Source organism: Neopararhizobium haloflavum, from assembly GCF_002750855.1.
GTDB lineage: Bacteria > Pseudomonadota > Alphaproteobacteria > Rhizobiales > Rhizobiaceae > Georhizobium > Georhizobium haloflavum.
Genome location: NZ_NWUC01000001.1, coordinates 354258 through 380847, shown reverse-complemented (window position 1 = coordinate 380847; position 26590 = coordinate 354258). Strand labels below are relative to the sequence as shown.

23 protein-coding genes and 1 pseudogene are annotated in these 26590 nt (G+C 63.2%); 9 read left to right on the top strand and 15 right to left on the bottom strand.

Translation table 11 applies throughout. The annotated features are described in order from the left end of the window. Positions 1-3: 3 nt before the first annotated feature. The 6 genes from CN673_RS01945 to CN673_RS01920 all read right to left on the bottom strand — a co-directional run bounded on the left by CN673_RS01945 (position 4) and on the right by CN673_RS01920 (position 7454). Positions 4-543 carry an adenine phosphoribosyltransferase gene (locus CN673_RS01945; RefSeq protein ID WP_099864506.1) on the bottom strand — a complete coding sequence of 180 codons (540 nt, stop codon included), beginning with the start codon at positions 541-543 and terminating at the stop codon, positions 4-6. A gap of 85 nt (positions 544-628) precedes the next feature. Next, positions 629-1483 (bottom strand): cytochrome c1, encoded by an 855-nt coding sequence (locus CN673_RS01940; protein WP_099865003.1) that lies wholly within the window; start codon positions 1481-1483, stop codon positions 629-631. Between the two features lie 29 nt (positions 1484-1512). Further along, positions 1513-2814 (bottom strand): cytochrome b, encoded by a 1302-nt coding sequence (locus CN673_RS01935; RefSeq protein WP_099864504.1) that lies wholly within the window; start codon positions 2812-2814, stop codon positions 1513-1515. 19 nt (positions 2815-2833) lie between these two features. Continuing rightward, positions 2834-3409, bottom strand: a complete 576-nt coding sequence (gene petA / locus CN673_RS01930; protein ID WP_099864501.1) for a ubiquinol-cytochrome c reductase iron-sulfur subunit — start codon at positions 3407-3409, stop codon at positions 2834-2836. Between the two features lie 254 nt (positions 3410-3663). Further along, on the bottom strand, positions 3664-5532 hold the full coding sequence (locus CN673_RS01925) for an ABC transporter ATP-binding protein (RefSeq protein WP_099865002.1): 1869 nt from the start codon (positions 5530-5532) through the stop codon (positions 3664-3666). A gap of 68 nt (positions 5533-5600) precedes the next feature. Next, positions 5601-7454 (bottom strand): ABC transporter ATP-binding protein, encoded by a 1854-nt coding sequence (locus CN673_RS01920; RefSeq protein ID WP_099865001.1) that lies wholly within the window; start codon positions 7452-7454, stop codon positions 5601-5603. A gap of 418 nt (positions 7455-7872) precedes the next feature. Here CN673_RS01920 and CN673_RS01915 point away from each other — a divergent pair, with 418 nt between their 5' ends. Further along, complete coding sequence (locus CN673_RS01915; protein ID WP_198585884.1) at positions 7873-8340, top strand: tRNA (cytidine(34)-2'-O)-methyltransferase; 468 nt, start codon at positions 7873-7875, stop codon at positions 8338-8340. Between the two features lie 181 nt (positions 8341-8521). On the opposite strand, the gene CN673_RS01910 is transcribed toward CN673_RS01915, so the two are convergent. Beyond that, positions 8522-8782, bottom strand: coding sequence for a hypothetical protein (locus tag CN673_RS01910; RefSeq protein WP_099864496.1), 261 nt, complete (start codon positions 8780-8782; stop codon positions 8522-8524). Between the two features lie 180 nt (positions 8783-8962). On the opposite strand from CN673_RS01910, the gene hemF reads away from it, so the two are divergent. Next, positions 8963-9874, top strand: coding sequence for an oxygen-dependent coproporphyrinogen oxidase (gene hemF / locus CN673_RS01905; protein ID WP_099865000.1), 912 nt, complete (start codon positions 8963-8965; stop codon positions 9872-9874). 77 nt (positions 9875-9951) lie between these two features. Beyond that, entirely contained in the window at positions 9952-10146 is a 195-nt protein-coding gene (locus CN673_RS01900; RefSeq protein ID WP_099864493.1) for a DUF1059 domain-containing protein, read from the top strand. On the opposite strand, the gene CN673_RS01895 is transcribed toward CN673_RS01900, so the two are convergent. Genes CN673_RS01895 through CN673_RS01885 form a run of 3 tightly spaced genes read right to left on the bottom strand, consistent with a single transcriptional unit; the run spans position 10147 to position 12733 of the window. Next, the gene (locus CN673_RS01895) at positions 10147-11442 is read right to left on the bottom strand and encodes a CCA tRNA nucleotidyltransferase (protein ID WP_245409740.1); all 1296 of its coding nucleotides are present in this window, start codon (positions 11440-11442) and stop codon (positions 10147-10149) included. Further along, positions 11439-12080 (bottom strand): CoA pyrophosphatase, encoded by a 642-nt coding sequence (locus tag CN673_RS01890; protein ID WP_099864998.1) that lies wholly within the window; start codon positions 12078-12080, stop codon positions 11439-11441. Before CN673_RS01890 ends, CN673_RS01895 begins: the two co-directional genes overlap by 4 nt. A gap of 17 nt (positions 12081-12097) precedes the next feature. Next, a complete protein-coding gene (locus CN673_RS01885; RefSeq protein WP_099864489.1) occupies positions 12098-12733 on the bottom strand; it encodes a DUF1285 domain-containing protein in 636 nt (211 codons plus the stop codon). 197 nt (positions 12734-12930) lie between these two features. Here CN673_RS01885 and CN673_RS01880 point away from each other — a divergent pair, with 197 nt between their 5' ends. Genes CN673_RS01880 through CN673_RS01865 form a run of 4 tightly spaced genes read left to right on the top strand, consistent with a single transcriptional unit; the run spans position 12931 to position 19795 of the window. After that, positions 12931-13947, top strand: a complete 1017-nt coding sequence (locus CN673_RS01880; protein WP_099864487.1) for an AAA family ATPase — start codon at positions 12931-12933, stop codon at positions 13945-13947. Between the two features lie 16 nt (positions 13948-13963). Beyond that, a complete protein-coding gene (locus CN673_RS01875; RefSeq protein ID WP_099864997.1) occupies positions 13964-14893 on the top strand; it encodes a DUF58 domain-containing protein in 930 nt (309 codons plus the stop codon). Then, complete coding sequence (locus CN673_RS01870) at positions 14893-17712, top strand: DUF4159 domain-containing protein (RefSeq protein WP_099864484.1); 2820 nt, start codon at positions 14893-14895, stop codon at positions 17710-17712. Before CN673_RS01875 ends, CN673_RS01870 begins: the two co-directional genes overlap by 1 nt. A 13-nt stretch (positions 17713-17725) precedes the next feature. Next, a complete protein-coding gene (locus tag CN673_RS01865) occupies positions 17726-19795 on the top strand; it encodes a hypothetical protein (RefSeq protein ID WP_099864996.1) in 2070 nt (689 codons plus the stop codon). Here the strand turns inward: CN673_RS01865 and CN673_RS01860 are convergent. Continuing rightward, the gene (locus CN673_RS01860; RefSeq protein WP_099864481.1) at positions 19721-20311 is read right to left on the bottom strand and encodes a GNAT family N-acetyltransferase; all 591 of its coding nucleotides are present in this window, start codon (positions 20309-20311) and stop codon (positions 19721-19723) included. The two genes, CN673_RS01865 and CN673_RS01860, sit on opposite strands and share 75 nt — an antisense overlap. A 244-nt stretch (positions 20312-20555) precedes the next feature. Here CN673_RS01860 and CN673_RS01855 point away from each other — a divergent pair, with 244 nt between their 5' ends. Further along, entirely contained in the window at positions 20556-21545 is a 990-nt protein-coding gene (locus tag CN673_RS01855) for a glutathione S-transferase family protein (RefSeq protein ID WP_099864479.1), read from the top strand. 12 nt (positions 21546-21557) lie between these two features. Here CN673_RS01855 and CN673_RS01850 read toward each other — a convergent pair whose 3' ends face one another. Continuing rightward, complete coding sequence (locus CN673_RS01850) at positions 21558-21998, bottom strand: NUDIX domain-containing protein (protein ID WP_245409739.1); 441 nt, start codon at positions 21996-21998, stop codon at positions 21558-21560. Between the two features lie 72 nt (positions 21999-22070). On the opposite strand from CN673_RS01850, the pseudogene CN673_RS01845 reads away from it, so the two are divergent. Further along, positions 22071-22961 (top strand): annotated as a pseudogene (locus tag CN673_RS01845) (metallophosphoesterase family protein); the annotation flags it as partial. Between the two features lie 84 nt (positions 22962-23045). On the opposite strand, the gene CN673_RS01840 reads toward CN673_RS01845, so the two are convergent. From CN673_RS01840 to leuA, 3 genes are all read right to left on the bottom strand, one after another. Next, positions 23046-23735, bottom strand: coding sequence for a hypothetical protein (locus CN673_RS01840; protein ID WP_099864473.1), 690 nt, complete (start codon positions 23733-23735; stop codon positions 23046-23048). 105 nt (positions 23736-23840) lie between these two features. Then, the gene (locus CN673_RS01835; RefSeq protein ID WP_099864469.1) at positions 23841-24626 is read right to left on the bottom strand and encodes an alpha/beta fold hydrolase; all 786 of its coding nucleotides are present in this window, start codon (positions 24624-24626) and stop codon (positions 23841-23843) included. Between the two features lie 15 nt (positions 24627-24641). Then, the gene (leuA, locus tag CN673_RS01830; RefSeq protein WP_099864994.1) at positions 24642-26372 is read right to left on the bottom strand and encodes a 2-isopropylmalate synthase; all 1731 of its coding nucleotides are present in this window, start codon (positions 26370-26372) and stop codon (positions 24642-24644) included. Positions 26373-26590 lie beyond the last annotated feature (218 nt).

The following is a 26590-nucleotide window of genomic DNA, read 5'->3' as shown; positions in this document are numbered from 1 at the left end:
CAGTCAGTCGCCTTCGAATTCCACCAGCGTGCGCACCTCGACCCCCAGCGCTTCGAGCTTCCGCCGCCCGCCCAGATCCGGCAGATCGATCACGAAGCACGCAGCGACGATCTCAGCCTCCATTTGCAGCAGAAGCTTGCAGGCAGCCTCGGCGGTTCCACCCGTCGCGATCAGGTCGTCGACGAGGATCACTTTCTGGCCAGGCTCGACCGCATCACGGTGCATCTCCATCTCGTCGACGCCATACTCCAGGCTGTAGGCGATCCGCACCGTATCGTGCGGCAGCTTGCCCTTCTTGCGGATTGGTACGAAACCAGCCGAGAGCTGATGCGCGATCGCGCCGCCGAGGATGAAGCCACGCGCTTCGATCCCCGCGATCTTGTCGATCTTCGTGCCGGCATAAGGATGCACCAGATCGTCCACCGCCCGGCGGAAGGATCGCGCGTCGCCAAGCAGCGTGGTGATGTCACGAAAGACGATGCCGGGCTTCGGATAGTCGTGAATCGCCCGAATGCTCTCGGTCAATTCCAGATAACGGCTCATCGCATGCGACCTTTCTCCTGGCATAAAAAAGGCGCCACGCAGGTGGCGCCTTTGATCGACATGTTGCGGCTTGCTCCGCGTCCGATCAATGCTCGATGCGCGACCAGATCGTTTTCTTGGTGAAATAGAGCAAGGTCCCGAAGATCAGCAGGAACACGATGACCTTGAAGCCAAGCGCCTTGCGCTCTTCCAGGTGCGGCTCTGCCGCCCACATCAGGAACGCGCTGACATCGCGGGAGTACTGCTCCACCGTTTCCGGCGCGCCGTCGTCATAGGTGACGATGCCCTCGGACAGCGGCGGCGCCATGGCGAGCGACGGACCGTTGATATAGTAGGGATTGTAGTAGGTACCCTGCGGAATCTCGGTGCCTTCGGGCGCCTCTTCATAGCCCGTCAGCAGCGAATGGATGTAGTCCGGGCCATTCTCCGCATACATCGTGAAGATGTCGAACACGAAGTTCGGGAAGCCGCGCTCGACCGCACGGGCCTTCGCGATCAGCGAGAAGTCGGGCGGCACGGCGCCGCCGTTGGAGGCGGCTGCCGCTTCCGGATTGGCGAACGGTGCGGGGAAGGTGTCCGAGCCTGTCGCCGGGCGCATGAACATGTCACCGCCAGCGTCCGGACCGTCCTCGACCTCGTAATTGCCGGCCAGCGTGCGAACCTGGTCTTCCGAATATCCGAGATCTTCCAGATTGCGGAATGCGACCCGATCCATCGAGTGGCAGGCGGCGCACACTTCCGTGTAGACCTTCAGGCCACGTTGAAGCTGCCCCTTGTCGTAATGACCGAAGGGGCCGGCGAACGACCAGTCGACATGCTCTGGCTTGTGCAGCGGATAGTGCGGCGTTTCGTGCTCCTCCTCCTGCGCGAAGGCAGCGCCCGACATGGCGAGCCCAGCGAGGAAGGCGAGCGAAAGAAGGCCGGAAACAAGCTTTTTCATCGAGATAGATCCTTTCAGAGCCGCTTGCATCAGGCGCGATCTTCGGGTGCCGAAACAGCTGCCGCAGGCTGGCCGGAGCCACCGTTCTTGCGCGATAGCACTGCCTCGGAGATGGAGTTCGGAACCCGCCTTGGGGTCTCGATCATGCCGAGCAGGGGCATGATGATCAGGAAGAAGGCGAAGTAGTAGAGCGTCGAAAGCTGCGACGCGGTCACATACCAGCCCTCAGCCGGCCGCGAACCAAGCCATCCGAGGAAGACGGCGTTGATGGCGAACACCCAGAAGAACACCTTGTACCACGGCCGGTAGACCGCCGAGCGGACCCGCGAGGTGTCCAGCCAGGGCAGGAAGAACAGCACCGCGATCGAGCCGAACATCGCCAGAACGCCGCCGAGCTTGGAGTCGATCGGGCCGATGTTGAAAGTGATGGCACGCAGGATCGCGTAGAACGGCAGGAAGTACCATTCGGGCACGATGTGCGATGGCGTCACCAGCGGGTTGGCCTGGATGTAGTTGTCTGCGTGGCCGAGATAATTCGGAATGTAGAAGATGAAATAGGCGAAGAAGACGAAGAAGACGACCATCGCCAGGGCGTCTTTCAGCGTCGCATAGGGTGTGAAGGCCACCGTGTCGGTCTTGGTCTTCACGTCGACGCCTGTCGGGTTCGTCTGGCCGGTCACGTGCAGGGCCCAGACGTGCAGGATCACGACGCCCGCGATCATGAACGGCAGGAGATAATGCAGCGAGAAGAACCGGTTCAGCGTCGGATTGTCGACCGCGAAGCCACCGAGGAGAAGTTGCTGCAGCGGTTCGCCGATCACCGGGAACGCAGTGAAGAACCCGGTGATGACCGTCGCACCCCAGAACGACATCTGGCCCCAGGGCAGAACGTAGCCCATGAAGGCCGTCGCCATCATCAGGAGCAGGATCACGACGCCGAGGATCCAGAGGATTTCACGCGGCGCCTTGTATGAACCGTAGTAGAGCCCACGGAAGATGTGGATGTAGACGGCGATGAAGAAGAACGAGGCGCCATTGGCGTGCATGTAGCGCAGCAGCCAGCCGGAATTCACGTCACGCATGATCTTTTCGACCGAATCGAACGCCATCTGCGTCGAAGCGGCGTAGTGCATGGCAAGCACGACGCCCGTCAGGATCTGCACGACCAGCATCACCATCAGGATGCCGCCGAAGGTGTAGGCGTAGTTCAGGTTCCGCGGAACCGGGTAGGAAACGAAGGAGTCATGCATAAGACGCGGCAGAGGAAGGCGCGAATCGACCCATTTTCCGACGCCCGAGCTGGGCACATATGTGGAATGATCACCACTCATTGAATTGTCTCTCCTCGCCTCAGCCGATTCGGATCATGCTGTCCGAGATGAACTCGAACGGCGGCACCGGAAGGTTTTCGGGTGCCGGGCCACGGCGAATGCGGCCGGCAGTGTCGTAGTGCGAACCGTGGCAGGGGCAGAACCAGCCATTGTAGTCGCCGGCCTGGCCAAGCGGTACGCAGCCAAGATGGGTGCATGAACCGATCATCACGATCCAGTTCTCCATGCCCTCGCCGGCCGAACGGTTGAGATCGGTCGCTTCGGCATTCGGTATGTTTTCGTTGCGCGCGACCGGGTCTTTCAGCTCCGCCAGCTCGACGGCCTGCGCGGCCTCGACTTCTTCTTCCGTGCGGTTGCGGATGAAGACGGGGCGACCACGCCACTGAACGGTGAGCGACATGCCCTCGGACAACGACGACACATCGACCTCGACGGAGGCCAGGGCCAGCGTCGACGCATCCGGCCGCATCTGGTCGATGAACGGCCAGGCAACGGTTGCACCGCCGACCACGGCGGCCATGCCGGTCGTCAGGAAAAGGAAGTCGCGACGGGTCGGTTCACCGCCGGGCTCTGCTGTCGTTTCGTGTTCGCTCACGGCTCAAACATCCTCTGCGCATGATCATGGCGGGTAGCGGCGTAACGTCGCCTGCGGCGCCGAAACCTAAGGAATGCCCCCGCTGGCGAGCGCTGCCAAACGCCCGTCATTTTGCGGGTTTCTATGCTTGATGGCGAAATATGTCCAGTCTCGACAGGGCCATATGGGCACATTGTCGCGGGATAATCGCTCGACGGTCAAAGCCCTGCCGCATGGCGTGTCGCGGCCTCTTGCGCAGGACGCGGCGCACCGCATCACTCAGCCGCCAGTTCCCCGCCGATGAAGCCGCCCGATTGGCGCGTCCACAGTTCGGCGTAAAGGCCGCCTGCGGCCACAAGTTCGGCATGCGTCCCGTCCTCGATGATCGCCCCGCGATCCATGACGATCAGGCGGTCCATCTCCGCAATGGTGGAGAGTCGATGCGCGATGGCGATCACCGTCTTGCCCTCCATCAGTCGGGAAAGGTTTTCCTGGATGGCTGCTTCGACTTCGGAGTCGAGCGCCGAGGTCGCCTCGTCGAGAATGAGGATCGGCGCGTCCTTCAGCATGACACGGGCGATCGCGATCCGCTGGCGCTGCCCGCCGGAAAGCTTGACACCCCGCTCGCCGACGTGGGCGTCGTAACCCTTGCGGCCCCGCACGTCTTCTAGCATCGCGATGAACTCGCTGGCTTCGGCTTTCCTTGCCGCCTCCATGAGACGGGCATCACCGGCATCCGGCCGGCCGAAGAGGATGTTGTCGCGGATGGAGCGATGGAGCAGGGACGTATCCTGCGTGACCATGCCGATCTGCTGTCGCAGGCTCTCCTGTGTCACACCGGCAATATCCTGCCCATCGATCAGGATGGCTCCGCTTTCAAGGTCGTAGAAGCGAAGCAGCAGGTTGACCAGCGTCGATTTTCCCGCTCCCGAGCGGCCGATCAGACCGATCTTCTGGCCCGGCTCTATGACGAGAGAAAGGTCGTCGATGACGCCGGAACTCTTGCCGTAATGGAAGGCGACGTTACGAAATTCGATGCTTGGCCTCTCGATGACGAGCTTCGTTGCATCCGGCGCGTCGCGCATTTCGATCGGGCGCGCGATGAGCTCCATCGAGTTCTGGATCGTGCCGAAATTGCGCATCAGCGCGTTGAGCTGCGTCATCATGCGGTTCAGGAGCATGTTGAGCCGCAGCACCAGCGCCATTGTGAAGGCGACGGCGCCGCTGGAAATGCTGCCGGCGAGCCAAAGATGAACGGCAAGGCCTCCGATCGCCGCGATCATCAGTCCGGAAAGCAGGGCGAGCGAGGCACGAACGCTCGTCAGGTTTCTGGTGAAGGGAATGATGGCGGAAAGAAATCGGTCGAAACCATCGCGTATGTAGAGGTCGTTCTGATCGGCCCGACCGAATAGCTTGAGGGTCTGCACGTTCTGGTAGCTGTCGACGATCCGGCCGTTGAGCATGGACGACGCCTCGGCCGATGCGCGCGCCCACCTGCGAATGCGCGGCACGAAATAGCGAGCCAAAAGGATGAAGCCGCCGATCCAGATGGCGACGAGCGCGGAAAGCCGCCAGTCGAGACCCGCCACCAGTGCCATCGTCGTCGCCGTGTAGATGATGACGAACCATACGACCTGCAGGATCGAGACCATGAAGTCGCCGGTCGCCTGACCGGCCTGCCATACCTTCGTGACCACCCGGCCGGCGAAGTCGTTCTGGAAGAAGGACAGGCTTTGCCGCGCGACATGCGCATAGGCCTGCCAGCGTACGAGATTGTAAAAGCCTGGCACGATCGTCTGTTCTTCGACGAGTGCTGCAAGCGCCGTTACCACGAAACGTGCGACGACGATGACGAAAAGCATCACGAGCAGTTCAGGCCCGTGGGCAGCCACAAGACCGGCCCAGCCGTCCGCCGGTTCGATCGAATCGAGCAGATCGACGATGCGACCGACAAAATAGAACAATGCCGCTTCCAGAAGCGCCACCAGCCCGCCAAGCGCGAGCATTGCCGCAAAGGGCCAGCGGGCCTGGCTGATATAGAACCAGACAAACGCCACGACGCTGCCCGGCGGCCTGAGATTGTCGGTGGTCCGGAAAGGGTCGACCCACCCCTCGAATAGTCTGAAGACGCGTTTGACGATCATCTCCTGCGATATAATGCACTGACGCGGCACCGCAATCGGCTTGCGGGCCCGCGCCGGCATCGTTCAAACTACTCCGCCGCCTCTTCGCCCTGCCTGTCCGTGGAAATGAACCCGCCGGATTGACGCGACCAAAGTTCGGCATAAAGCCCGCCTGCCTCGATCAACGAAGCATGAGAGCCGGTCTCGATGACCTCGCCGCTGTCAAGCACGACGAGGCGGTCCATTTCGGCGATGGTCGAAAGCCGGTGGGCGATCGCAATCACCGTCTTGCCTTCCATCAAGGAAAACAGATTCTCCTGGATCGCTGCCTCCACTTCCGAATCGAGCGCCGACGTCGCTTCGTCAAGGACCAGGATCGGCGCGTTTTTCAGGAAGACACGGGCGATCGCGATCCGCTGACGCTGGCCGCCCGACAGCTTCACGCCGCGCTCGCCGGCATGGGCATCGAGGCCGACACGCCCCTGTTGATCCCTGAGCTCCTGGATGAAGTCCCAGGCATTGGCGCGCCGCGCAGCCTCGATGATCTCCGCATCGCTCGCCTCCGGCTTTCCATAGGCGATGTTGTCGCGGATCGAGCGATGCAGCAGCGCCGTGTCCTGCGTGACGACGCCGATGTGAGCACGAAGGCTGTCCTGCGTCACATCGGCAATGTCGACGCCATCGATGCGAATGCGGCCCGACTCCAGGTCGTAGAAGCGAAGGAGCAGATTGATCAGCGTTGTCTTGCCCGCGCCCGAACGCCCGACGAGACCGATCTTCTCGCCAGCTTCAATGGAAAGCGACAGGTCCGATATCACGCCCGATGTCTTGCCGTAGTGGAACCGAACCCGCTCAAACGCGATCCGCCCCTTGCGGCTGACGAGATCGCTGCTTTGCGGGCTGTCGGTTACCGCCTGCGGCTGTGCCATCATCGCCATGCCATCCATGACGACGCCGATATTTTCGAATAGCGCTGACACCTCCCACATGATCCACTGCGACATGCCGTTCATGCGCAGCGCAAGACCGATGGCGATGGCGATGGCGCCCACCGAAACCGCATTGCCCATCCACAAGCCGATCGCCAGTGCCGATACGCCGAAGACCAGTAGCGCATTGTTGAAATAGATGAGCACCTGGAAAAGCGTCACGAGACGCATCTGACGATGCACCGTCATCAGGAACTCGTCCATGCCCTGGCGCGCATAGCGCTCCTCGCGCCCGGCATGCGAAAAAAGCTTTACCGTCGAGATGTTGGTGTAGCTGTCGACCACCCTGCCCGTCATCGTGGATCGAGCGTCGGCCTGGGCCCTTGAAACCTGCTTCAGCCGCGGCACGAAATAGACGATCAGCGAAATATAGATCGCCAGCCACAAGAGCAGCGGCAGCACCAGCCGAAGGTCGGCGCTGGCGATCATCACGATCATCGAGACGAAATAGACCACCACATAGACGAAGACGTCGAGCATCTTCATCACGGTCTCACGCACGGCGAGCGAGGTCTGCATGACCTTGGTCGCGACTCGTCCAGCGAACTCGTTGGCAAAGAAGCCGAGGCTCTGGCGCAGCAGATAGCGATGCATCTGCCATCGCGCGATCATCGGGTAATTGCCGAGCAGCGTCTGGTGAATGAGCATGGACTGCACGAGCACGATCAGCGGCAGGCCGACGAGCACAAGCGCCGCCATCGCGGCCAGCGTCGTGCCCTCACGCGCAAGAAAGCCGTCGGGGTCAGCCGCCGCCAGCCAGTCGACGATGCTTCCAAGGAAGCCGAAAAGCAGCACTTCTCCGATCGAGATCAGCGCCGTCAGACAGGCCATGGCGAGCAGCCAGGGCCACGCCTGCCGCGAATAATGCCAGCAGAACGCGACGAAGCTTTCCGGCGGACGGCCGGGCGGGTCGGCGGGATAGGGATTGAGGCGTCGTTCGAACCAGTCGAACATATCGTTGATCCTTGAATGGCCGGCGCAGAAGCGGGCGGTCGGGACCGCCTGGCGCGACACAGACAGATCGTCTGCTGCACCGGGTAAATGAGAAGAAGAACAAAGGCGCAGCCATGGCCGCTGCCGCATGCGCGGCTTGACCGATGTGAGCCGGATGCCACTGACCGCGACGACCGGATGACGCAGATGGCGGTTTGGCTGAACGCTAGAAAATGGGCAACCGTGGCGCTGTCATTGTTCGTGCCGGAAGGCGATGGCCGTCTGTCATGTCCATGCAAACCTCCGTGCTGCGCGTGTTGCGGATGGTCTCATACAAAATGATGCGACAATCCGCCACCCCCTCCCGATAAAAAACGCCTGACCGCGCCCGGATTTTCCGCCCTTGCGAGGTCGCGCGGCCCGAGATACCTCCATGCGCATGAGTAACCGCATGGCGATCGCCCTCTATCAGCCGGACATTCCGGGCAATACCGGCACCATCATTCGGCTTGCCGCATGTCTCGGCTGCAGCGTTGAAATCATCGAGCCGGCCGGATTTGATCTCACCGACCGTGCGTTGAAGCGTGCGGGCATGGACTACGTGGAACGTGCTGCGTTGAACCGCCACCTCAATTTCGAAACCTTCGATGCATGGCGAGAATCCGAGCAGCGCCGTCTCGTTCTTTTGACGACAGCGGCCGACGAGGACTATGCCGATTGCGAATTCCGAGCCGACGACATCCTGCTTTTCGGCCGCGAAAGCGCGGGAGTGCCCAAGGATGTCCATGAGCGCGCCGATATCAGGCTCACCATTCCCATGCAGGCCGGAGTGCGATCGCTCAACGTCGCGATGGCCAGTGCCATTGTGTGCGGAGAAGCCATGCGCCAGTTGCGGCACGCTCGCTAGATTTGGCGAAGGGAGAGCTCTGGCTCCGGCGCACCGCTTCAGCCATCTCTGGATGGAAAGGATCGAACGTTTCAGTGATGGCATGGGTGAGCTCCGTTGTTGTGGAGCCCATCTCATAAGACCTCAACCTAAGTTGAGGTCAATGCCATATGCACGGGGAAAATCGCCGCCGCGTTCCCGGTCAGTCGGCCGTCGGCAGCCGTCGCATGGTGAATTCGATGCGATCGTCGGGCAATTGCCGCCACGTCTCGATCTCGGTCCAATAGGCCGCCTTCGGCCAGGTATCGAGCCATTCGCGCGCTTTGGCGCGGGCGGCAAGGCGGGGCAGAACAAATGTCTCGCGAATGAAGGAGGACGCCGAACCGCGTGGACCTTCACGCCGGCCCTTCGCGATCTGACGGCGAAGACCGTCCATCGGCGGCGGTGGCTGTCGTTTGGCCATGGCGCCCTGACCTCATCAAGCTTCGGCTTCCACAATCCTGAATAAAAGGATAATCGCGCCATTTGAGAAATGCGAGTCGAATCGGCACCGGCTGGCAATACCGCGACCGGCTGGTTGCAAAATGGCGTGCGAGCGGCAATCGTGCCGTCGAGCAGCAACAAGCAAACGGGGGCATGGAACATGGAACGACCGGACCTTCCGGCGGCCGTCCCGGACGACATCGAAAACAAGAAGGCGCGCGCCAGGTCCTGGTTCGAGACCCTGCGCGATACGCTTTGCGCCGCACTCGAGACGCTGGAAGACGAGGTCGAAGGCCCGCTCGCGGACATGGAACCGGGCCGTTTCGTGCAGTCGCCCTGGGCGCGCGACGGCGGCGAGGGTGGCGGCGGCGTCATGTCGATGCTGAACGGCCGCGTATTCGAAAAGGCCGGAATCCACACCTCGACCGTACACGGCGAATTCTCGCCGGAGTTCCGCAGTCAGATTCCCGGCGCCGAACAGGATCCGACATTCTGGGCATCGGGCATTTCGCTGATCGCTCATCCCATCAACCCGAACGTGCCGACGGTGCACATGAACACCCGCATGGTGGTCACGACCAGTCAGTGGTTCGGCGGCGGTGCCGATCTGACGCCGGTGCTTGATCGGCGTCGCACACAGAGCGATCCCGACACGCTGCTGTTCCACCGCGCTATGGAGATCGCCTGCAACCGGCATCCCGTGGCGGACTATGCAAAGTACAAAGCCTGGTGCGACGAGTATTTCTTCCTGAAGCATCGCAACGAGCCGCGCGGCATCGGAGGCATCTTCTACGACTGGCTACGCTCTGGCGAAGAGGACGGGGGCTGGAGCGCGGACTTTGCGTTCACGCAGGATGTCGGACGCGCCTTCGCCATCGTCTACCCCAAGATCGTGCGCGCGAACTTCAATTCCGGCTGGAGCGAGGCCGATCGGGACGAGCAACTCGTGCGCCGCGGCCGGTACGTGGAGTTCAATCTGCTGCACGATCGGGGAACCATCTTCGGTCTGAAGACAGGCGGCAATGTTGACTCCATCCTGTCGTCCCTGCCGCCGGTCGTGCGCTGGCCCTGATCCCGCCCGGGTGAACTTTCTCAGGCCCAGCGCGTTTTTCCCTCGTCTGCTTCACATGAACAGAAGGGAGACGAGCGATGAAAACCTTTCAATGCGGTTCCCTCGTACCAGGATGCGCATGGGAAACGTCGGCCGAGGAAGAGGCGGAAGTGGTTCGCCGCGCGGTAGACCACCTGCGTAGTGCGCATGGCGAAGCCACCGTGCGCGAGAACATGGTGGAAAACATCAAGCAGCGCATAAGCGAAGACACCGCCCGCAAAGCGGCCAGCTGATCACGATTGCGATTGTTGAGAGCGCGCGACGGCTTCGAAAAGGAGGTCGTCGCGCGTCATGGTAAAATTGCTTTCAAGCCATAGACCTTCGAGCGTCTTTTGCAGAGCGCCGAGTTCAGGACCGGCTTCGAGACCCACCTCCTTGAGGTCATCCCCATTGAGCGGGAATGCCGGGCGCTTCCACTTGTCGAGGCGCGCGATGAGCCGCGAATAGCCGGCAGCTTCGGCCAGGGCGTTGGTGTCGGACCGCGCCCTTTGACGCGCAGCAGAAAGCGCCAGGCGCAGCCAGTCGCGCATTGATGCGAGATCGCATCCATAGAGCACCCGATTGAACGCCATGTCGCCGATGTCGTGCTTGACGGGTTGTGTCCGGGCCCAGCCGACGAGCCGGCGGCTTTCTGCACGCGACAGGCGCAGACGCTTGGCCATTGCCGCAACGCGATCGGGATCGGGCGGCACCATGGCCATGATCCGCAGTAAGGGGTCCGCGTCCCAGCCGAACACCTCTTCCGCGTGGATCAGCGGGGCGATGGCATCGATCCCCCATTTTTCGGTCTCCGGCAGAACGGCAGTCAGGACACCGGTCTGCCGCATCCACAAGAGCGACCGCGACGGGTCTTCCGCCGACAGAAGCTTCTTCAATTCCATCCACACGCGTTCGGCGGAGAGTTTTTCCAGTCCAGCCTTCAGTCGCGCGGCGGAACGCAGCCCGTCAGCATCCGGCCGCCCCTCGCCGTACCAGGCAAAAAACCGGAAAAAGCGAAGGATACGCAGATAGTCCTCGGAATTCCTCAGATCTGCGTCGCCGATGAACCGGATCGTCTTTGTCTCGATGTCGTTGAGGCCATCGACCAGATCGATCACCTTTCCCTGAGCATCGAGGTAGAGCGCGTTGATCGTGAAATCCCGCCGCGCCGCATCCTCCGCCCAGTCGGTGCCGAACACCACGTCGGCCCGCCGCCCGTCGGTTTCCATGTCGGTGCGCAACGTCGTGACCTCGAAGGGATGACCGTTCCGCACAAGCGTCACCGTGCCGTGGTCGATGCCGGTGGGTATTGTTTTGATTCCCGCCTTTTCGGCCCGCGCCATGACCTCGTCCGGCAACAATGTCGTCGCGATGTCGACATCGCCGATGGCAAGTCCCATCAAAGCGTTGCGCACCGCGCCGCCGACGATGCGCGCTTCTCCACCATCGGCGTTGAGCAGCCCGATGATGGTCTGCACGTTCTCGTCCTTGAACCAGTCCGACCCTGACAGGTCCGCCGCCGTTCGGTCCATGGTCGTCCCCGCGCTCATGCATAGAGCCTTTCGTAAAGCGTTCTCAAAATACCCGCCGTCACCCCCCAGATGAAGCGGTCATTATATGGCATCGTATAATAGTGCCGTTCCCGGCCCTGCCACACCCGGCTTTCCCGAAAGTGATTCCCCGGAGTCATAAGGAAAGAAAGCGGCACCTCGAAGACATCATCGACTTCCTCGGGGTTGGCTTGAAGGCGGAAACCCGGCTTTACCAAGGCGAGCACCGGGGTGATGCGAAAGCCGGTCATCGTCAGATAAAGCGGCAGCCGTCCGACGGGCTCGACAAAGCGGGGGTCGAGGGAGATTTCCTCTTGTGCCTCCCGCATCGCCGCGGCTTCGGGCGAGGCATCCTCCGGGTCGATTGCGCCGCCCGGGAAGGCGATCTGGCCTGAATGCTTGCGCAGCGCCTTGGCCCGCATGGTCAGGATGATGCGGGCATCGGATGCATGATCGTCGATCACGGGAATGAGCACGGCTGCGTCGCGGCTTGCGACCCGCTCCAGATCGGCCACCAGATCGGGATTGAGCTGATGATCCCCGTGATCACGGAATGCGGCGGCGACGTCATCGGCAGAGCGTCTGTGTGCGAGTGCCCGTTCGCGAAAATCCGACGCCGAGAAGGACAGGTTGTTCATCGCCGCAAGTGGTCCGCTCATTGCGCCAACGCGTCAAGCCGTGCGGCAGGCATGATCGGGAAGACCGAGCCGCCGGAGCGCAGCACGAACATTTCCTCCCCGTCGATATCGAGCCGCTCCCCCAGTTCCACCAGATCATACATCAGTGGCCGTGAGACCAGCGCTTCCAGGCGTCCGCGCACGTGAAGGTAGGGCTTCAGCGAATCATGATCGCCGGCAACGTCGAAGCGCAACGGACGATCCGGGCCCGCCTCCACCACATCGCCGACATTGGTCCGAAAGGTCAGCGTCTGGACACCGCCGCGCTCCGTCGCGGACATCTCGACCGCGAGAAAGGGTGCGTCCTCGACCCGAATCCCGACCTTTTCCACAGGTGTCACGAGGTAGGTCTTTCCGTCCTCGTCACGCCGCAGGACGGTCGAGAAGAGTCGCACGAGCCTTTCGCGCCCGATTGGCGTACCGAGGTAGTACCATGTGCCGTCTGCCCGGATTTCCATGTCGAGATCGCCGCAAAATGGCGGGTTCCAGCGCTCGACCGGCGGCAGGCCGCGCTCGGTCGATGCCGCGCGGGAAATCAGCGCAGCCAGCCCCGCAGCGCCGCCATTGTCCGCGTCGGCCCCGGTGATTGTCTTGTTCGTGGTCTCGTGTGCCATCGTTCCGTCCAGCTTTCCGCCTAACTCACCACATAGTTATTGCAAAGTCGCTTGCCACCAAGGGTCGAGAGAATAAGCTGCGTGAACAGGATGGTTGCCGATCGACCGGCCGCCGTCGATGTGAAAATGCCTTTGCGCATTTCGTCGCGCCGCCAAAGCCCCCGATCCATGCGCAAAGCCCCTGCCGGAGTGAGACGATGGGTGTGACGCAATCCGTGACGAAGCCGCTCGACGAAAAGGCGATGGTACAATCCGCCGAGCGCGCACTCGAAGACATCGCCCGCATCCGCTCCGAGATCGCCAACGTCATCTTTGGCCAGGACGATGTCGTCGAACAGGCGTTGTTGTCGATCCTGTCGGGCGGCCACGCGCTTCTTGTCGGCGTGCCCGGCCTTGCAAAGACGAAGCTCGTCGTCACCCTCGGCACGGTGCTCGGCCTGTCGGCCAGCCGCGTCCAGTTCACCCCCGATCTCATGCCCTCCGACATCATCGGGTCGGAAGTCATGGACCAGGACGAAACCGGCAAACGCTCCTTCCGCTTCGTGCGCGGCCCGATCTTCACCCAATTGCTGATGGCAGACGAAATCAACCGCGCCTCGCCGCGCACACAATCGGCACTCTTGCAGGCGATGCAGGAGTATCACGTCACTGTCGCAGGGGCACGCAACGACCTCCCTGCCCCATTCCACGTTCTGGCAACACAAAATCCGCTGGAACAGGAAGGCACATATCCGCTGCCCGAAGCACAGCTTGACCGCTTCCTGATGCAGGTCGACGTGCGCTATCCGGATTTGTCGGCCGAGCGAAAGATCCTTCTTGAGACCACCGGCGTGGAGGAAGCTGAGGCCGAGGCAGTCATCGATGCTGCGCGGCTTCAGGAAATCCAGGCGTTGATCCGGCAAATGCCGGTCAGCGAGAGCGTGGTCGACGCTATCCTCGATCTTGTGCGCTCGGCCCGGCCGGGCCACGGCAATGACGAGACCGACAAGCACATCTCCTGGGGTCCGGGCCCGCGTGCCGGTCAGGCGATGATGCTCTGCGCCCGCGCCCGCGCGCTCTATGACGGCCGGTTGGCTCCTTCCGTCGATGATGTGCGCGCACTGGCCGAGCCGGTTCTGCAGCATCGTATGGCGCTGAGCTTTGCCGCAAGGGCGGAAGGGATGAGTGTGCGTGACGTGATCGCGGGCCTCGTGCGCTCTTCGCAATCCACCTGAGGAGTTGGAGCCGCTGATGGCGCCTCTCGGAAATATCGTCGAAAAGACAGGAAGTGCCGCTGCGCTTGCCCGTGCACGCCAGCGCGCGGCTCTCATTCCGGACTGTCTTGTCGAGGCACGGCGCGTTGCCAACACGGTGATCGCGGGGTGGCACGGTCGGCGCAAGCGCGGCATTGGCGAGAATTTCTGGCAGTTCCGTCCCTACGTTCCGGGCGAGAGCCTGTCACGCATCGACTGGCGCCGCTCGGCGCGCGACGATCATACCTATCTGCGCGACAAGGAATGGGAAGCCGCCCATACGATCTGGCTCTGGGCCGACATCTCACCCTCCATGACATTCAAGTCGGGGTTGGGGTTGGTGTCGAAGGAGGGCCGTGCGCTGGTGGTCGTGCTCGCGCTGGCCGAGATATTGGCGCGGTCGGGCGAACGCATCGCCTATCCGGGCATTCTTGAGCCGGTTGCCACCCGCAATGCCGCAGAACGGTTGGCCGCGGCCTTGGCCCGCTCGCCCGACAGCAGCGGCATGCCCCGTCTCGATGGCGTCAACCGGCGCAGCGATCTCGTCCTCGTCAGCGACTTCCTCGATCCGCCGGAAGATGTCATCGCCCGGCTCGATCCGGTCGCGCGGCGCGGTGTGCGCGGCCACCTGCTCGAGATTTGCGATCCGGTCGAGGAAACGTTCCCCTATGCCGGGCGCACGGAATTCCGCGACCCGGAGACCGGCGGAAAGCTCACCATGGGGCGGGCCGAGACAATTCGCGATGATTATCGCTCGGCCTATCTTGCAAGGCGTGAAGCTGTCGCCGGCACCATGCGCCGGCTTGGCTGGAGCTACACCACCCATCGCACCGACCGCCCGGCGTCCGAAGCGCTGGTCGCCCTCCATATGTACCTGTCGGGCATGCCGTCGAACCGGTCCGCCGCGCATGCGCGCGAGGCGTCCTGATGCTCGGCCTACCGCTCGCATTCGCCGCACCGGCCGTGCTTTTCGGACTGATCGCCCTGCCGATCATCTGGTGGCTCCTGCGATTGACCCCGCCGCGCCCGCGAGAGGAGATCTTTCCTCCGCTGCGCATCCTGGCACGCATCACCCGGCGCGAGGAGACGCCGTCGAAAAGCCCGTGGTGGCTGACGGCCCTGCGCCTCGCGCTCGCCGGGCTCGTCATCCTTGCGCTCGCCGATCCGGTCTTCAATCCGCGCGAGAATGCGATCGCGACCGACGGCCCCCTGGCGCTGGTGGTTGACAATGGGTGGGCGAGCGCACCGGATTGGGATGCGCGCACCGCCCGCGCCGAACAGCTGATTGCCGATGCGGAAAGCCATTCGGTACCGGTTTCCCTCGTTTTCACCGCCGATCGCGATCACAATGCAGCACCCGCCTCCGCCGCCGAGGCGCGCGACCGGCTGAACGCCGCCCGCCCCCAGCCGCTGCACACCGATCGCGCGCGAGCAATGGCCGCAGTCGTCGACGCGACGCGCGACGACACACCGGCGACGCTGGCCCTCCTCGGGGATGGCATCGCCGACAGAGACGGCGAGGAAGAGACGGCGGACCTGATCAGGGCGCTTGGAGTCGACACGGTGCAGCTCTACGAGGGACAGGCAGACACCTTGGCTCTGACCGAAGCGGAGAATTCCGGCGATGCCTTCCTCATCGAGGCGACGCGGCTCGATGCGGGGGCGGCCCGATCCGTTCCCGTCGCGGCACACGACGTGCGCGGCCGCTCGATCGCAGAGGGCACCATCGAGTTCCCTGCCGGAGAAACAGCCGGGCGCGGCCGCATCGCTGCACCGTTCGAATTGCGCAACGATTTCGCGCGCCTGTCGGTCGAAGGCGTCGGCACCGCCGGCACGACATTCCTTCTCGACGACAGTTTCCGTCGCCGTCGCGTGGGACTGCTTTCGGGCGCCCCGACAGACATGGCACAGCCGCTGCTTTCGCCTCTCTACTACATCGAGCGCGCCCTGGAACCTTATGCCGATCTGGTCCGGCCGGAGAACGCCGAACTCAGTGCCGCGATCCCGGAATTGCTGGAGAGCCGGCCATCGGTTCTCGTCATGGCCGACATCGGCACATTGCCGGAGGATGCCTACGGTCCCGTGACGCAATGGATCGAGAATGGCGGCACGCTGCTGCGCTTCGCCGGACCGCGCCTTGCCGGCGCCGAGGCGGATGATCCGCTTGTCCCGGTGGAACTGAGGCAGGGTGAGCGTGCGCTCGGCGGCGCCCTTTCATGGACGGAGCCGCAGGCGCTTGCCCCCTATGCCGCCGAAAGCCCATTTGCGGGCATGCCGCCACCGCAGGACATCATCGTCAACAGGCAGGTGCTGGCCGAGCCGTCCGCCGATCTTGCCCGCAACACCTGGGCCAGTCTCGAGGACGGCACGCCGCTGGTCACCACGCGCGCCGTCGGCGGCGGGCGCATCGTGCTGTTTCACGTCACCGCCGAGGCGACGTGGTCGAACCTGCCGATTTCCGGCGACTTCGTCGAAATGTTGCGCCGGACCGTGATGCTTTCGGCCGCAAGCGGCATGTCGGCCGAGGCGGGCGGCGGCGAGCCGCAAGCGCTCCCGCCCTATCGACTGCTCGGCGCCGACGGTCTTCTGACAGACCCCTCCGGCGACGCTCGGCCGCTGCAGATCGGGACGGACGACGCGCAGGATGTCTCTTTCGAGCACCCGCCCGGTCTCTACGGCACGGAAGACGGCTTCACCGCGCTCAACCTCATGCGTGCGGATGACCGGCTGGAGCCGTTCGCCCTGCCTGATACAATGGATATCGTCCGCTCGGGCTATGTCGATGAGGAGGCCCTGCCGCTGAAGCCGCACCTGTTCACGCTCGCGCTCATTTTGTTGCTCGTCGATACGGTGATCGTCATGGTGATGTCGGGCGCATTCCGTGGTCTGTCCCGACATTTTAGCAAGAGCGCGACCGTCAACCTGTTTGCCGGTCTTCTGGTTCTGGCGGCGGCGTTCGCCCCGACCGGCGCAAGCGCGCAGGAGAGCGACACGCATGAGGGGGACGCTGATATCCTTGCCCAGCTGGACACCACCCACATCGGCTATGTCGTCACCGGCGAAGAGGACGTCGACGCGATCAGCGAGCGCGGGCTCGTCGGCTTGTCCCGTTTCCTTGCCTATCGCACCGCGCTTGAACCCGGCGCTCCTGCCGGACTGGACATCGAGACCGATCAACTGGCGTTCTATCCGCTGATCTACTGGCCGATCAGCGCCACGGCCCCGATGCCCTCCGATGCCGCAATCAGCCGGATCGACGCCTACATGAAAGCTGGCGGGACGGTGCTTTTCGACACGCGCGACCAATTTTCCGGGCTTGGCGACCAGACCAGCCCGGAAACCGAGCGCCTGCGCGCCATTCTCGCCAACCTCGACATTCCGCCGCTGGAACCCGTGCCGGAAGAACACGTACTGACCAAGGCCTTCTACCTGCTGCCGGAGTTTCCGGGCCGTTATCGGGGCGGCGAAATGTGGATCGAACAATTGCCCGACGACGAAACCGACGCTGACAGGGCCATGGCTTCGGCCGACGGTGTCTCGTCGGTCATCATCACCGGCAACGACCTGGCCGGTGCCTGGGCGGTGGATGACAATGAAGTCCCGATGTTTCCGACCGTGCCAGCCGATCCCGCGCAGCGCGAATATGCCTATCGCACGGGCGTCAACATCATGATGTATATGCTCACCGGCAACTACAAGACCGACCAGGTCCACGTTCCCGCCCTTCTTGAGCGCCTCGGGCAATGAGGACAGCCGGCTGATGACCTTCGATCTGTCCCCTCTCCTGCCAGCTTTCTGGCTCGCTGCCTTCGCCGGCATCGCCGCGGTGCTCGTTGCCCTTGCCCTGATGCGAGGGGTGCGCGGCGCCTGGATCCGTGCCGCCGCGCTGGCCGCGCTGATCGTCGCCCTGCTCAATCCGGTCCTTTACAGGGAGGATCGCGCGCCGCTGTCGAGCATCGTCAGCATCATCGTCGATCGCAGTCAGAGCCAGCGTTCGCAGGAACGGACCGCGCAAACCGATGCGACGCTGGCCGCACTGCAAGACCAATTGGCGCGGCATGACCGTTTCGACGTTCGCGTTGTCGAAAGCACAACAGGTGAAGACGAGGATTCGCCCTCCACGCGGCTTTTCGAAACCCTGGCCTCATCCATTCAGGATGTGCCGACCGCCCGTTTCGGTGGCGCCATCATGATCACCGACGGCCAGGTTCACGACGTGCCCGAAAGTGCCTCCGCGCTTGGTTTCAACGCGCCGGTCCATGCCCTCGTCACGGGCCGGCCGGACGAGACGGATCGGCGCGTGGAGATGGTGGAGGCGCCCCGCTTCGGCATCGTCGGTGAAGATCAGAGCGTCAGCTACCGCGTTGTCGATGATGGCCTTTCCGTCGGCGACACGGCGAGCGTCGACATCCGCCTCAACGGCCAGGAAATCGCCACGGAAACCGTGACGGTGGGCGAGGAGCGTATGTTCCAGTTCGAAGTCCCGCACGGCGGCAACAACATTCTGGAGTTCGAGACCGCGGTGCTCGATGGCGAGATCACCGCGGCCAACAACAAGACGGTGATGGAACTTGAAGGCATCCGCGAGAATTTGCGCGTGCTCCTTGTTTCAGGAGAGCCCCATGCCGGTGAGCGCGCATGGCGCAATCTCCTGAAGTCAGATGCGTCAGTCGACCTCGTTCACTTCACCATCCTGCGCCCGCCGGAGAAGCAGGACGGCACGCCGATCAACGAGTTGTCCCTGATCGCTTTTCCAACGCGTGAGCTTTTCGTCGAGAAGATCAACGAATTCGACCTCATCGTCTTCGACCGATACCAGCGTCGCGGCGTGCTGCCCGTCCTCTACTACGATTACATCGCGCAGTATGTGGACCAGGGCGGCGCCCTCTTGATTGCGGCCGGCCCGGAACATGCCGGAACCCAGTCGATCGCTTCGACACCGCTGGCCCCGATCCTGCCCGCCGTGCCGACGGGAGACGTCACCGAGGTTGGCTTCCACCCACGTCTTTCCGATGACGGGCGGAAGCATCCCGTCACCCGTGATCTTCAAGGCGGCACGAGCGAGCCGCCGGATTGGGGGCGCTGGTTCCGGGCGGTCGAGGTCGATGAGCCGGAGGGCGACACCATACTGAACGGGCCCGACGGCGAGCCGCTTCTGGTTCTCGACCGCGTCGGCGAAGGCCGCGTCGCCATGCTGTTGTCGGACCATGGCTGGCTCTGGGCGCGCGGGTTCGAGGGCGGCGGACCGCATACCGACCTTTATCGACGCGTCGCCCACTGGTTGATGAAAGAGCCGGCGCTGGAAGAAGAGGCCCTGACCGCCACCGCGCGCGGCCGCACGCTTCAGATCGAGCGGCAGACCATGGAGGATGAAGCCGCACCGGTTACCGTGACACGCCCGACAGGTGAGGCCGTGGAACTGGAACTGACCGAAGACGAGACCGGCCTCTTCACGGCTGAACTGCCCACCGAGGAAGTTGGCCTGTTCGAGGTCGCCAGCGGAGACCTCACGGCCCTTGCCCATGTCGGCGCCGTCAATGCGCCGGAGTTTCGCGGCACCGTCTCGACGACCGAAAGGCTCGACCCGTTGGCGACCGAGACGGGCGGCACGGTCCGAAGGGTGAGCGATGGCGACGGTGCGCTCGTTGTTCCGAGCGTGCTGCCGGTACGGGGCGCCGTTCGGGACGCCGGCGGCGGGCGGATCGGACTGCGGATCACTGACGAAACCGTGCTGCGCGGTGTGGATCGCTATCCGCTATTCGCCGGCTTCCTCGGGCTGGCGGCGCTCCTCCTGGCTCTCGGCGGCACCTGGTATCGTGAGGGTCGCTGAGACATCTGGTCCGGGGTCATCGGCGCGCCACGAGACCAGTCCGGCAAGGCGCGCGTCCGTCGGATCGCAGCCGGCGACAAGCACCCGTCGCAGGTCGACGGGTCCGGGGAAGGCAATGACGCCCGCCGGCACGGGCTTGAAGCCGAGTGGCTGATAGTAGGGCGGGTCACCGACGAGCAGCACGCCCCCGCTGCCATTCCGGCAGGCCGCCTCCAGCGAAATCCGCACCAGTTCACGCCCGATGCCGAGATTCTTGTAGTCCGGCCTCACCGCCAGCGGCCCAAGGAGATGCCCCGCGATCGCGCCGATCCACACTGGCGTCAGGCGCACCGAACCGACGACCTTGCGCTCGGCCATGGCGACGAAAGAGAGTTCCCGGCAATGCGGACCCTGCTCCCTGAGACGCTCGGCTGCCCTGACGAACCGTCCCGGTCCGAAGGCTTCTTCGTTGATGAGACGGATCGCCGCGTCGTGCGCTGCGTCTTCGTTCAGATAGACGGTGTGGGATTGGGGCATGGATGCACAACCAGGAAGAGGAAGACGTCGGACGAAGCATTGCACCCGCGCGAATAAGCGCGGGGACTAGAATCGTCGGGCGTCTCGTCTGTTGGCCATGCTGGTTCCCATAGAGTGTTTTGGCGATAGCACGGCGTTTCCCTGGCGCGCAACGCAAAAACACTCCGTTCACCGCGATAGGCTCGCAATTGCAGGCAGCGGTTCTAGATGGAAGCAAGGATCAACGGAATGGAGACCTTGCGCGATGGGTATGCTGGTGGAGGGCAAGTGGGAAGATGTCTGGTACGACACCAAGAAGTCGAAGGGTCATTTCAAGCGCTCGGAATCGCAGTTCCGCAACTGGGTCACCCGTGACGGTTCACCTGGACCGTCTGGCCAGGGTGGCTTTGAGGCCGAGCCTGGCCGGTATCATCTTTACGTTTCCTATGCCTGCCCGTGGGCCCATCGTGCCCTGATCATGCGAAAGCTCAAGGGTCTGGAGGACATGATCTCCGTTTCCGTGGTCGACTATCACATGGGCGAAAACGGGTGGGAGTTCAAAGACCGCGATGGCGGAACGGTCGACCACATCCATGGCTTTTCGAAACTGTGGCAAGTCTACACGGCCGCCGACCCGGTGTATTCCGGCCGGGTCACTGTTCCCGTGCTGTGGGACCGGCAGAAGAAGACCATCGTCTCCAACGAATCCGCCGAAATCATCCGCATGTTCAACGAGGCCTTCGACGGGGTTGGTGCCTCAGGGCCCGACTTTTATCCGGAAAGCCTGCGCGCCGAGATCGATGCGATCAACGAGATCGTCTACGACAGCGTCAATAACGGCGTCTACAAATGCGGGTTCGCGACGACGCAGGAGGCCTATGAAGAGCATTTCGAAGCCCTGTTCGAAGCCCTGGACATGCTGGAAGAGAAGCTGGCCGACCAGCGCTATCTGGTCGGCGATACATTGACGGAGGCAGACTGGCGGCTGTTCACGACGCTTGTGCGGTTCGACCCTGTCTATGTCGGCCACTTCAAGTGCAACCGGCAGCGTCTTGTCGACTATCGCAACCTCATCGGCTTCACCCGCGAACTCTACCAGACGGCCGGGATCGCGGAGACCGTCGACCTCTTTCACATCAAGCATCACTACTACGGCAGTCACGAGACCATCAATCCGACCGGGATCGTCCCGCTCGGACCGGACATCGACTATACCCTGCCGCACGGTCGCGAACGGTTGGCCAAGGCTGCCTGATCGATGGGCAGACTACCAATAGGGCGATGGGGTGGAACCATTCAGTTCCTCAAGTCTTCTCCGGGTGGCGGCGGTCGTACCGTCTGGCAGTCGGTCGGTTGGGAAAAAGTCCGCCTCGGCAATCTCGCGATCAGCGTGTTTCGGCGCATCCTGCGTCACGGAAGAGCAATGATAGAGCAAGACATGGTCCCAGCGGCTCGCCGCCCGGTTCAAATAGGCCGCGAAAAGCTGCGGTGGACCATTCACCCGCAGGTTTCCCTCTTCGCGCAGTTCCTTCTCCAATGCCTGGCCGGCGCTCTCGCCGCGTTCCACGCCACCGCCGGGCAGATGCCAACCCGAGACGTAGGTATGGCGCACGAGGAAGACGCGTCCCTGACCGTCGAAGGCTGCCGCCCGCACCCCCAGGATCATCGGCCGCTTGAGAAGGAAGAACGGATGCAGCACCTTTACCATGAGACGTTCGCGCAGGCCGCGGCGCGGCGTTGCGCCTTGCCGTTCCTTTCCCCCGTCTCTATGCCTCACTAGATGTTCAGGCTTGCTCATATTTCAGATATCCATCTCGGGCTGGAGCGCGTGCCATCGGTGCGCGAACTCGCATCGAAGCGCATCACCGGCTATGTGAACTGGCGGCGCAATCGGCGCAAGGCGCTCTTCGGCGATGTTCTGGAATCGCTCCTTGACGACATCTTCGCGCGCGGCCCTGATCACCTGGCGATCACCGGCGACCTGGTCAACCTTGCGACCGACAATGAGGTCGACGTCGCGACGGCCTGGTTGGAAGCGGTCGGCGACTCTCTGTCGACTTCGGTCGTGCCCGGCAATCACGACGCTTACGTTCCGGGCGCCTACGACAAGGTCGCCGTTGCCTGGCGCGACTACATGACCAGCGACGATGCCCGCCGCATCCGCCCCGACAACGGGCTCTTTCCCTATCTGCGTGTTCGCAAGAACGTCGCGATCATCGGGATTTCGACGGCGACGGCGACCCCGCCCTTTGTCGCCAGCGGCTATTTCGGCATCCCCCAGGCACGCCGCACCGTCGAGTTGCTGCAGGAGGCCAAGCAGGCGGGCCTCTTCCGTGTGATCATGATCCACCATCCCCCGGTGCGTCGCGCCGCGATCTGGCACAAGCGCATGATCGGCATTGGCCGGTTTGGCCGCGTGCTGCGTGAGGCCGGTGCCGAGCTGGTGATCCACGGGCATACACATCTCAACACGATCCACTGGCTTCAGTCGCCGGCCGGCCTCGTTCCCGTCGTCGGCATTGCTTCTGCCAGTCAGGGCCCTGGCGGCAAGAAGCCCACGGCGGCCTACAACTTCTTCACGATTGACGGAAAAGCCGACGACTGGTCCTGCCGTCTGCAGCGCTTCCAGCTCCCCGAAGACGGAACGAAGACACCCGTCGAGGTCAGCGACGATGATCTGACCAAGCCCGAGACTGTACCGCCCGGTCACATTCCGCCCGAGCTCGGCCAGGATGACCCGGAAGGATCGCCCCTCTCAATTGGCAAGGCGTTCGGCGAAGACGGTGATGAGCGCGAGCCCGCCGATTATGCAGCCCGTGAAGAACCAGATAAGCGCCGCTAGCAGCGCCCGAGACCGCTTTTCGCCCTCATCGCGCGGCGCCGAAGTCACGTGAGGTGACGGTAGCGGTGCATCGGGGCCGGTCGGCGGCGACATCCTCTCACTGGTCTCACGCCCTGAGCGGTCGTCGCGCGAACTGCGGCGCTCCATGAGATCACGACGCGAGCCTGCGCGGCTCTCGCGCATGGTCTCGAAATCGCCCTCCAGAAGCCGCTGACGCTGGATCAGCCGCTCGGCGACGTAGCGTGCGACCGCGTCGGCGGTCAGGTCCATATTGGCGCTCTCGCTGATGACCGTCCGGCCGAGCCGCGTGTCGCGAACGAAGCGATAGGTTCGCCGATCGCGTCCCATATGGACATGCGAGACAGCATCGATCCAGAAGCGCGGCTGGAGGCCGGACGACAAGGCGAGATCGAACTGATCGTCATCGGCCGGCACTTCCGCGATGATGTCTTCCAGGGACTGCGCCAGAAGCTCGAGTCGCGCCCGGTCGGCGTCGCGCATTTCTACGACGACGTCGTCCCGCTCGGCGGCGGCGACCTTCACCTCCCGCACGATTTCCGCAAGGCGGCGGGACTTCGATACAGGTCGGCCGTGATCGTTCATGCCGTGAGACCTTGTCACAAAGAGCGCGTTAAACAGCCATTTAGCATAGCTGCCGTCCTCTTGGCGAGATTGACGCACGGCATCGGCGGGGACCAGCAACAGCTTTCAGCGCGCGGCCGCAAGGTTCTGGGCGATCAGCGTTGCGACCGCATCGGGTTGCTCCTCGATCAGCATGTGACCGGTATCCTCGAAGACATGCGCCGCGAACAGCGGCGGTAGCTTGTGCGCCTGGCGGGTGGGCAGCACCCTGTCCTGTGTGCCCCACAAAACCTTGACCGGCATGGTGAGCGTAGCCAGACCATCGCGCGGCAACATGCCCTGCACCTTGCCACCCGAGCCATCCTCGCTGGTCATGGAGGGGAGAATGGAACGCAGCGCCTCGGCCGCGCCCTCCGCCTGGCGCAATCCGACAAGCGTATCGATCATCCGATCGGGCACCACATTGTTCCAGCCGAACATGTGTTCCAGCGCAAGTCGCATCTCCTCGCGCGTCGTTGCCGAGGCATAGCGCGCCAGAAGACGATGGTTGATTTCAGGGCCGAAACCGCCCGGCGCGAGAAGGGTTAGTGAGGCCGTGCTTTCCGGTACGCGCAGCGCAACGAGCGCCGCGACCGCTCCGCCCATCGAGTGGCCGACCAGATGGAAACGATCGAGCCCGCGCGCTTGGAGATCGGTCAGAATGGCCTTCGCCATCCTTCCGGCACCGCCGACCCCATCGGCCAGCATCGAGCGATGGTGGCCGGGAAGATCGTAGGCAAGGCTCGCGTGCGTACCCGCCAACTTTGCGGCCACGCTTTCCCAGACATCGGCGCAGGCTCCGAAACCGTGCAGAAGAATGACGGGACTGCCCGACACCGTCGCGCCGCCGGTTGTCGCGTGAAGTTCCGTCATCGCTTCTTGCTCCTATCAGCGCGCGTCGAGGATGCGATTGGCCGCCGAGACGATTGCCTCGAGCGACGCGGCGACGATGTTCTGATTGACCCCGACACCGAAGATCGTGCGTCCGTCGTGCTCGACCTCCATGTAGCAGATCGCCGCCGCATTCGACCCATGCTGCATGGAATGCTCCGAATAGTCGGCAACCGTCATCTCCAATCCAAGATGCCGGTTGAGCGCATCGACGAAGCCGTCGACCGGACCGGTGCCCTTGCCTTCGATGCGCTTCGTCTCGCCTGCGTCGATGATGTCGGCGGCAACGATGCGGATCCCCTTGCGCTCCGGATCGGAGAAGGTTTGATGATCGATGAAGGACAGGCGCGATCCGGGCTGCGAGACGTAACGCTCCATGAACCGCTCATAGATGCGCCGCGAGGCCAGTTCCTTGCCCTCTTCGTCAGTGATCCGCTGGATATCCTCGCGGAACTCTGCCTGCAGTTTCTTCGGCAGGTTGAGCCCGTAGTCCTCCTGCAGGATGTAGGCGATGCCGCCCTTGCCCGACTGGGAATTGATGCGGATGATCGCCTCGTAGGAGCGGCCGACATCCTTCGGGTCGATCGGCAGATAGGGCACTTCCCACAATTCCTTGTTCGCGACCTTGATCGCCTTCATGCCCTTGTTGATCGCGTCCTGATGCGAGCCCGAGAACGCGGTGTAGACGAGTTCCCCCACATAAGGGTGACGTTCCGGGATCGTCATTTGGTTGGAGTATTCGTAGACCGCCTTCATCCGCTCGATCTGCGAGCAATCCAGTTCGGGATCGACGCCTTGCGTGAACATGTTGAGCGCCAGCGTGACGACATCGACATTGCCGGTGCGCTCGCCGTTTCCGAACAGCGTGCCCTCGACCCGGTCGGCACCCGCCATCAGTCCCAGTTCCGTTGCCGCGATGCCCGTCCCGCGATCGTTGTGCGGATGCAGCGAGACGATCAGGTTCTCGCGGTTGTCGAGGTTGCGGCACATCCACTCGATCTGGTCGGCATAGATGTTCGGTGTCGACATCTCCACCGTAGAAGGCAGATTGACGATCAGCTTGTTGTCGGCCGTCGGCTTGACGATTTCGGTGACGGCATTGCAGATCTCCAGCGCCACTTCCAGCTCGGTGCCGGTGAAGCTTTCGGGCGAATATTGGAAGCGATAGCTGTCCGCGCCCTTCGACCCCGCCTTGTCGGCCATGTCCATGATCATCTTGGCGGCGTCGGTCGCGATCTGCCTGATGCCCGCGACGTCCTTCTGGAAGACGACGCGGCGCTGCAGTTCGGACGTCGAATTATAGAAATGGACGATCGGTCGGTGAGCCCCTTCGAGCGCCTCGAATGTCCGGGTAATCAGTTCCGGGCGGCACTGGACGAGTACCTGCAGCGAGACATCGCGCGGCACGTTCCCCTGCTCCACGCACCACCGCGCAAAATCGAAATCTGTCTGCGAGGCGGAGGGAAAGCCGATCTCGATTTCGGGAAACCCCATCTCGAGGAGCAGCTTGAACATGCGCTCCTTGCGATCGTGACCCATCGGGTCGACCAGGGCCTGGTTGCCGTCGCGCAGATCCACCGAGCACCAGATCGGTGCCTTCTCGATGCGCTTTGCCGGCCACGTCCGGTCGGCCAGATCGATGACCGGATAAGGCTGATACTTGGCAGCGGCCGACGGCATTCCGCGGCGGGGCGTCGGGGCGGCGGCGGTCTTGGTGTGAGCAGTCATGGGTTTCGTCTCCGTCTCCTCCACCCGCGACGGTCCGGCGCGCAGGCGGTGACCTCAATCGGTCATAATATCGTTGCTGTCAAAGGGGTCGAGGAGCGTCGGGCCGGCGAGCCTTGTCGGCCGCCGGGCGCTCCTCAAAGGACCCGGCAACCGCGTGTAAGGCCGAGGAGAAGGAGCGAGCTGAGCGTACGCGAACGGGCAGGCCGGGCGAATATCGC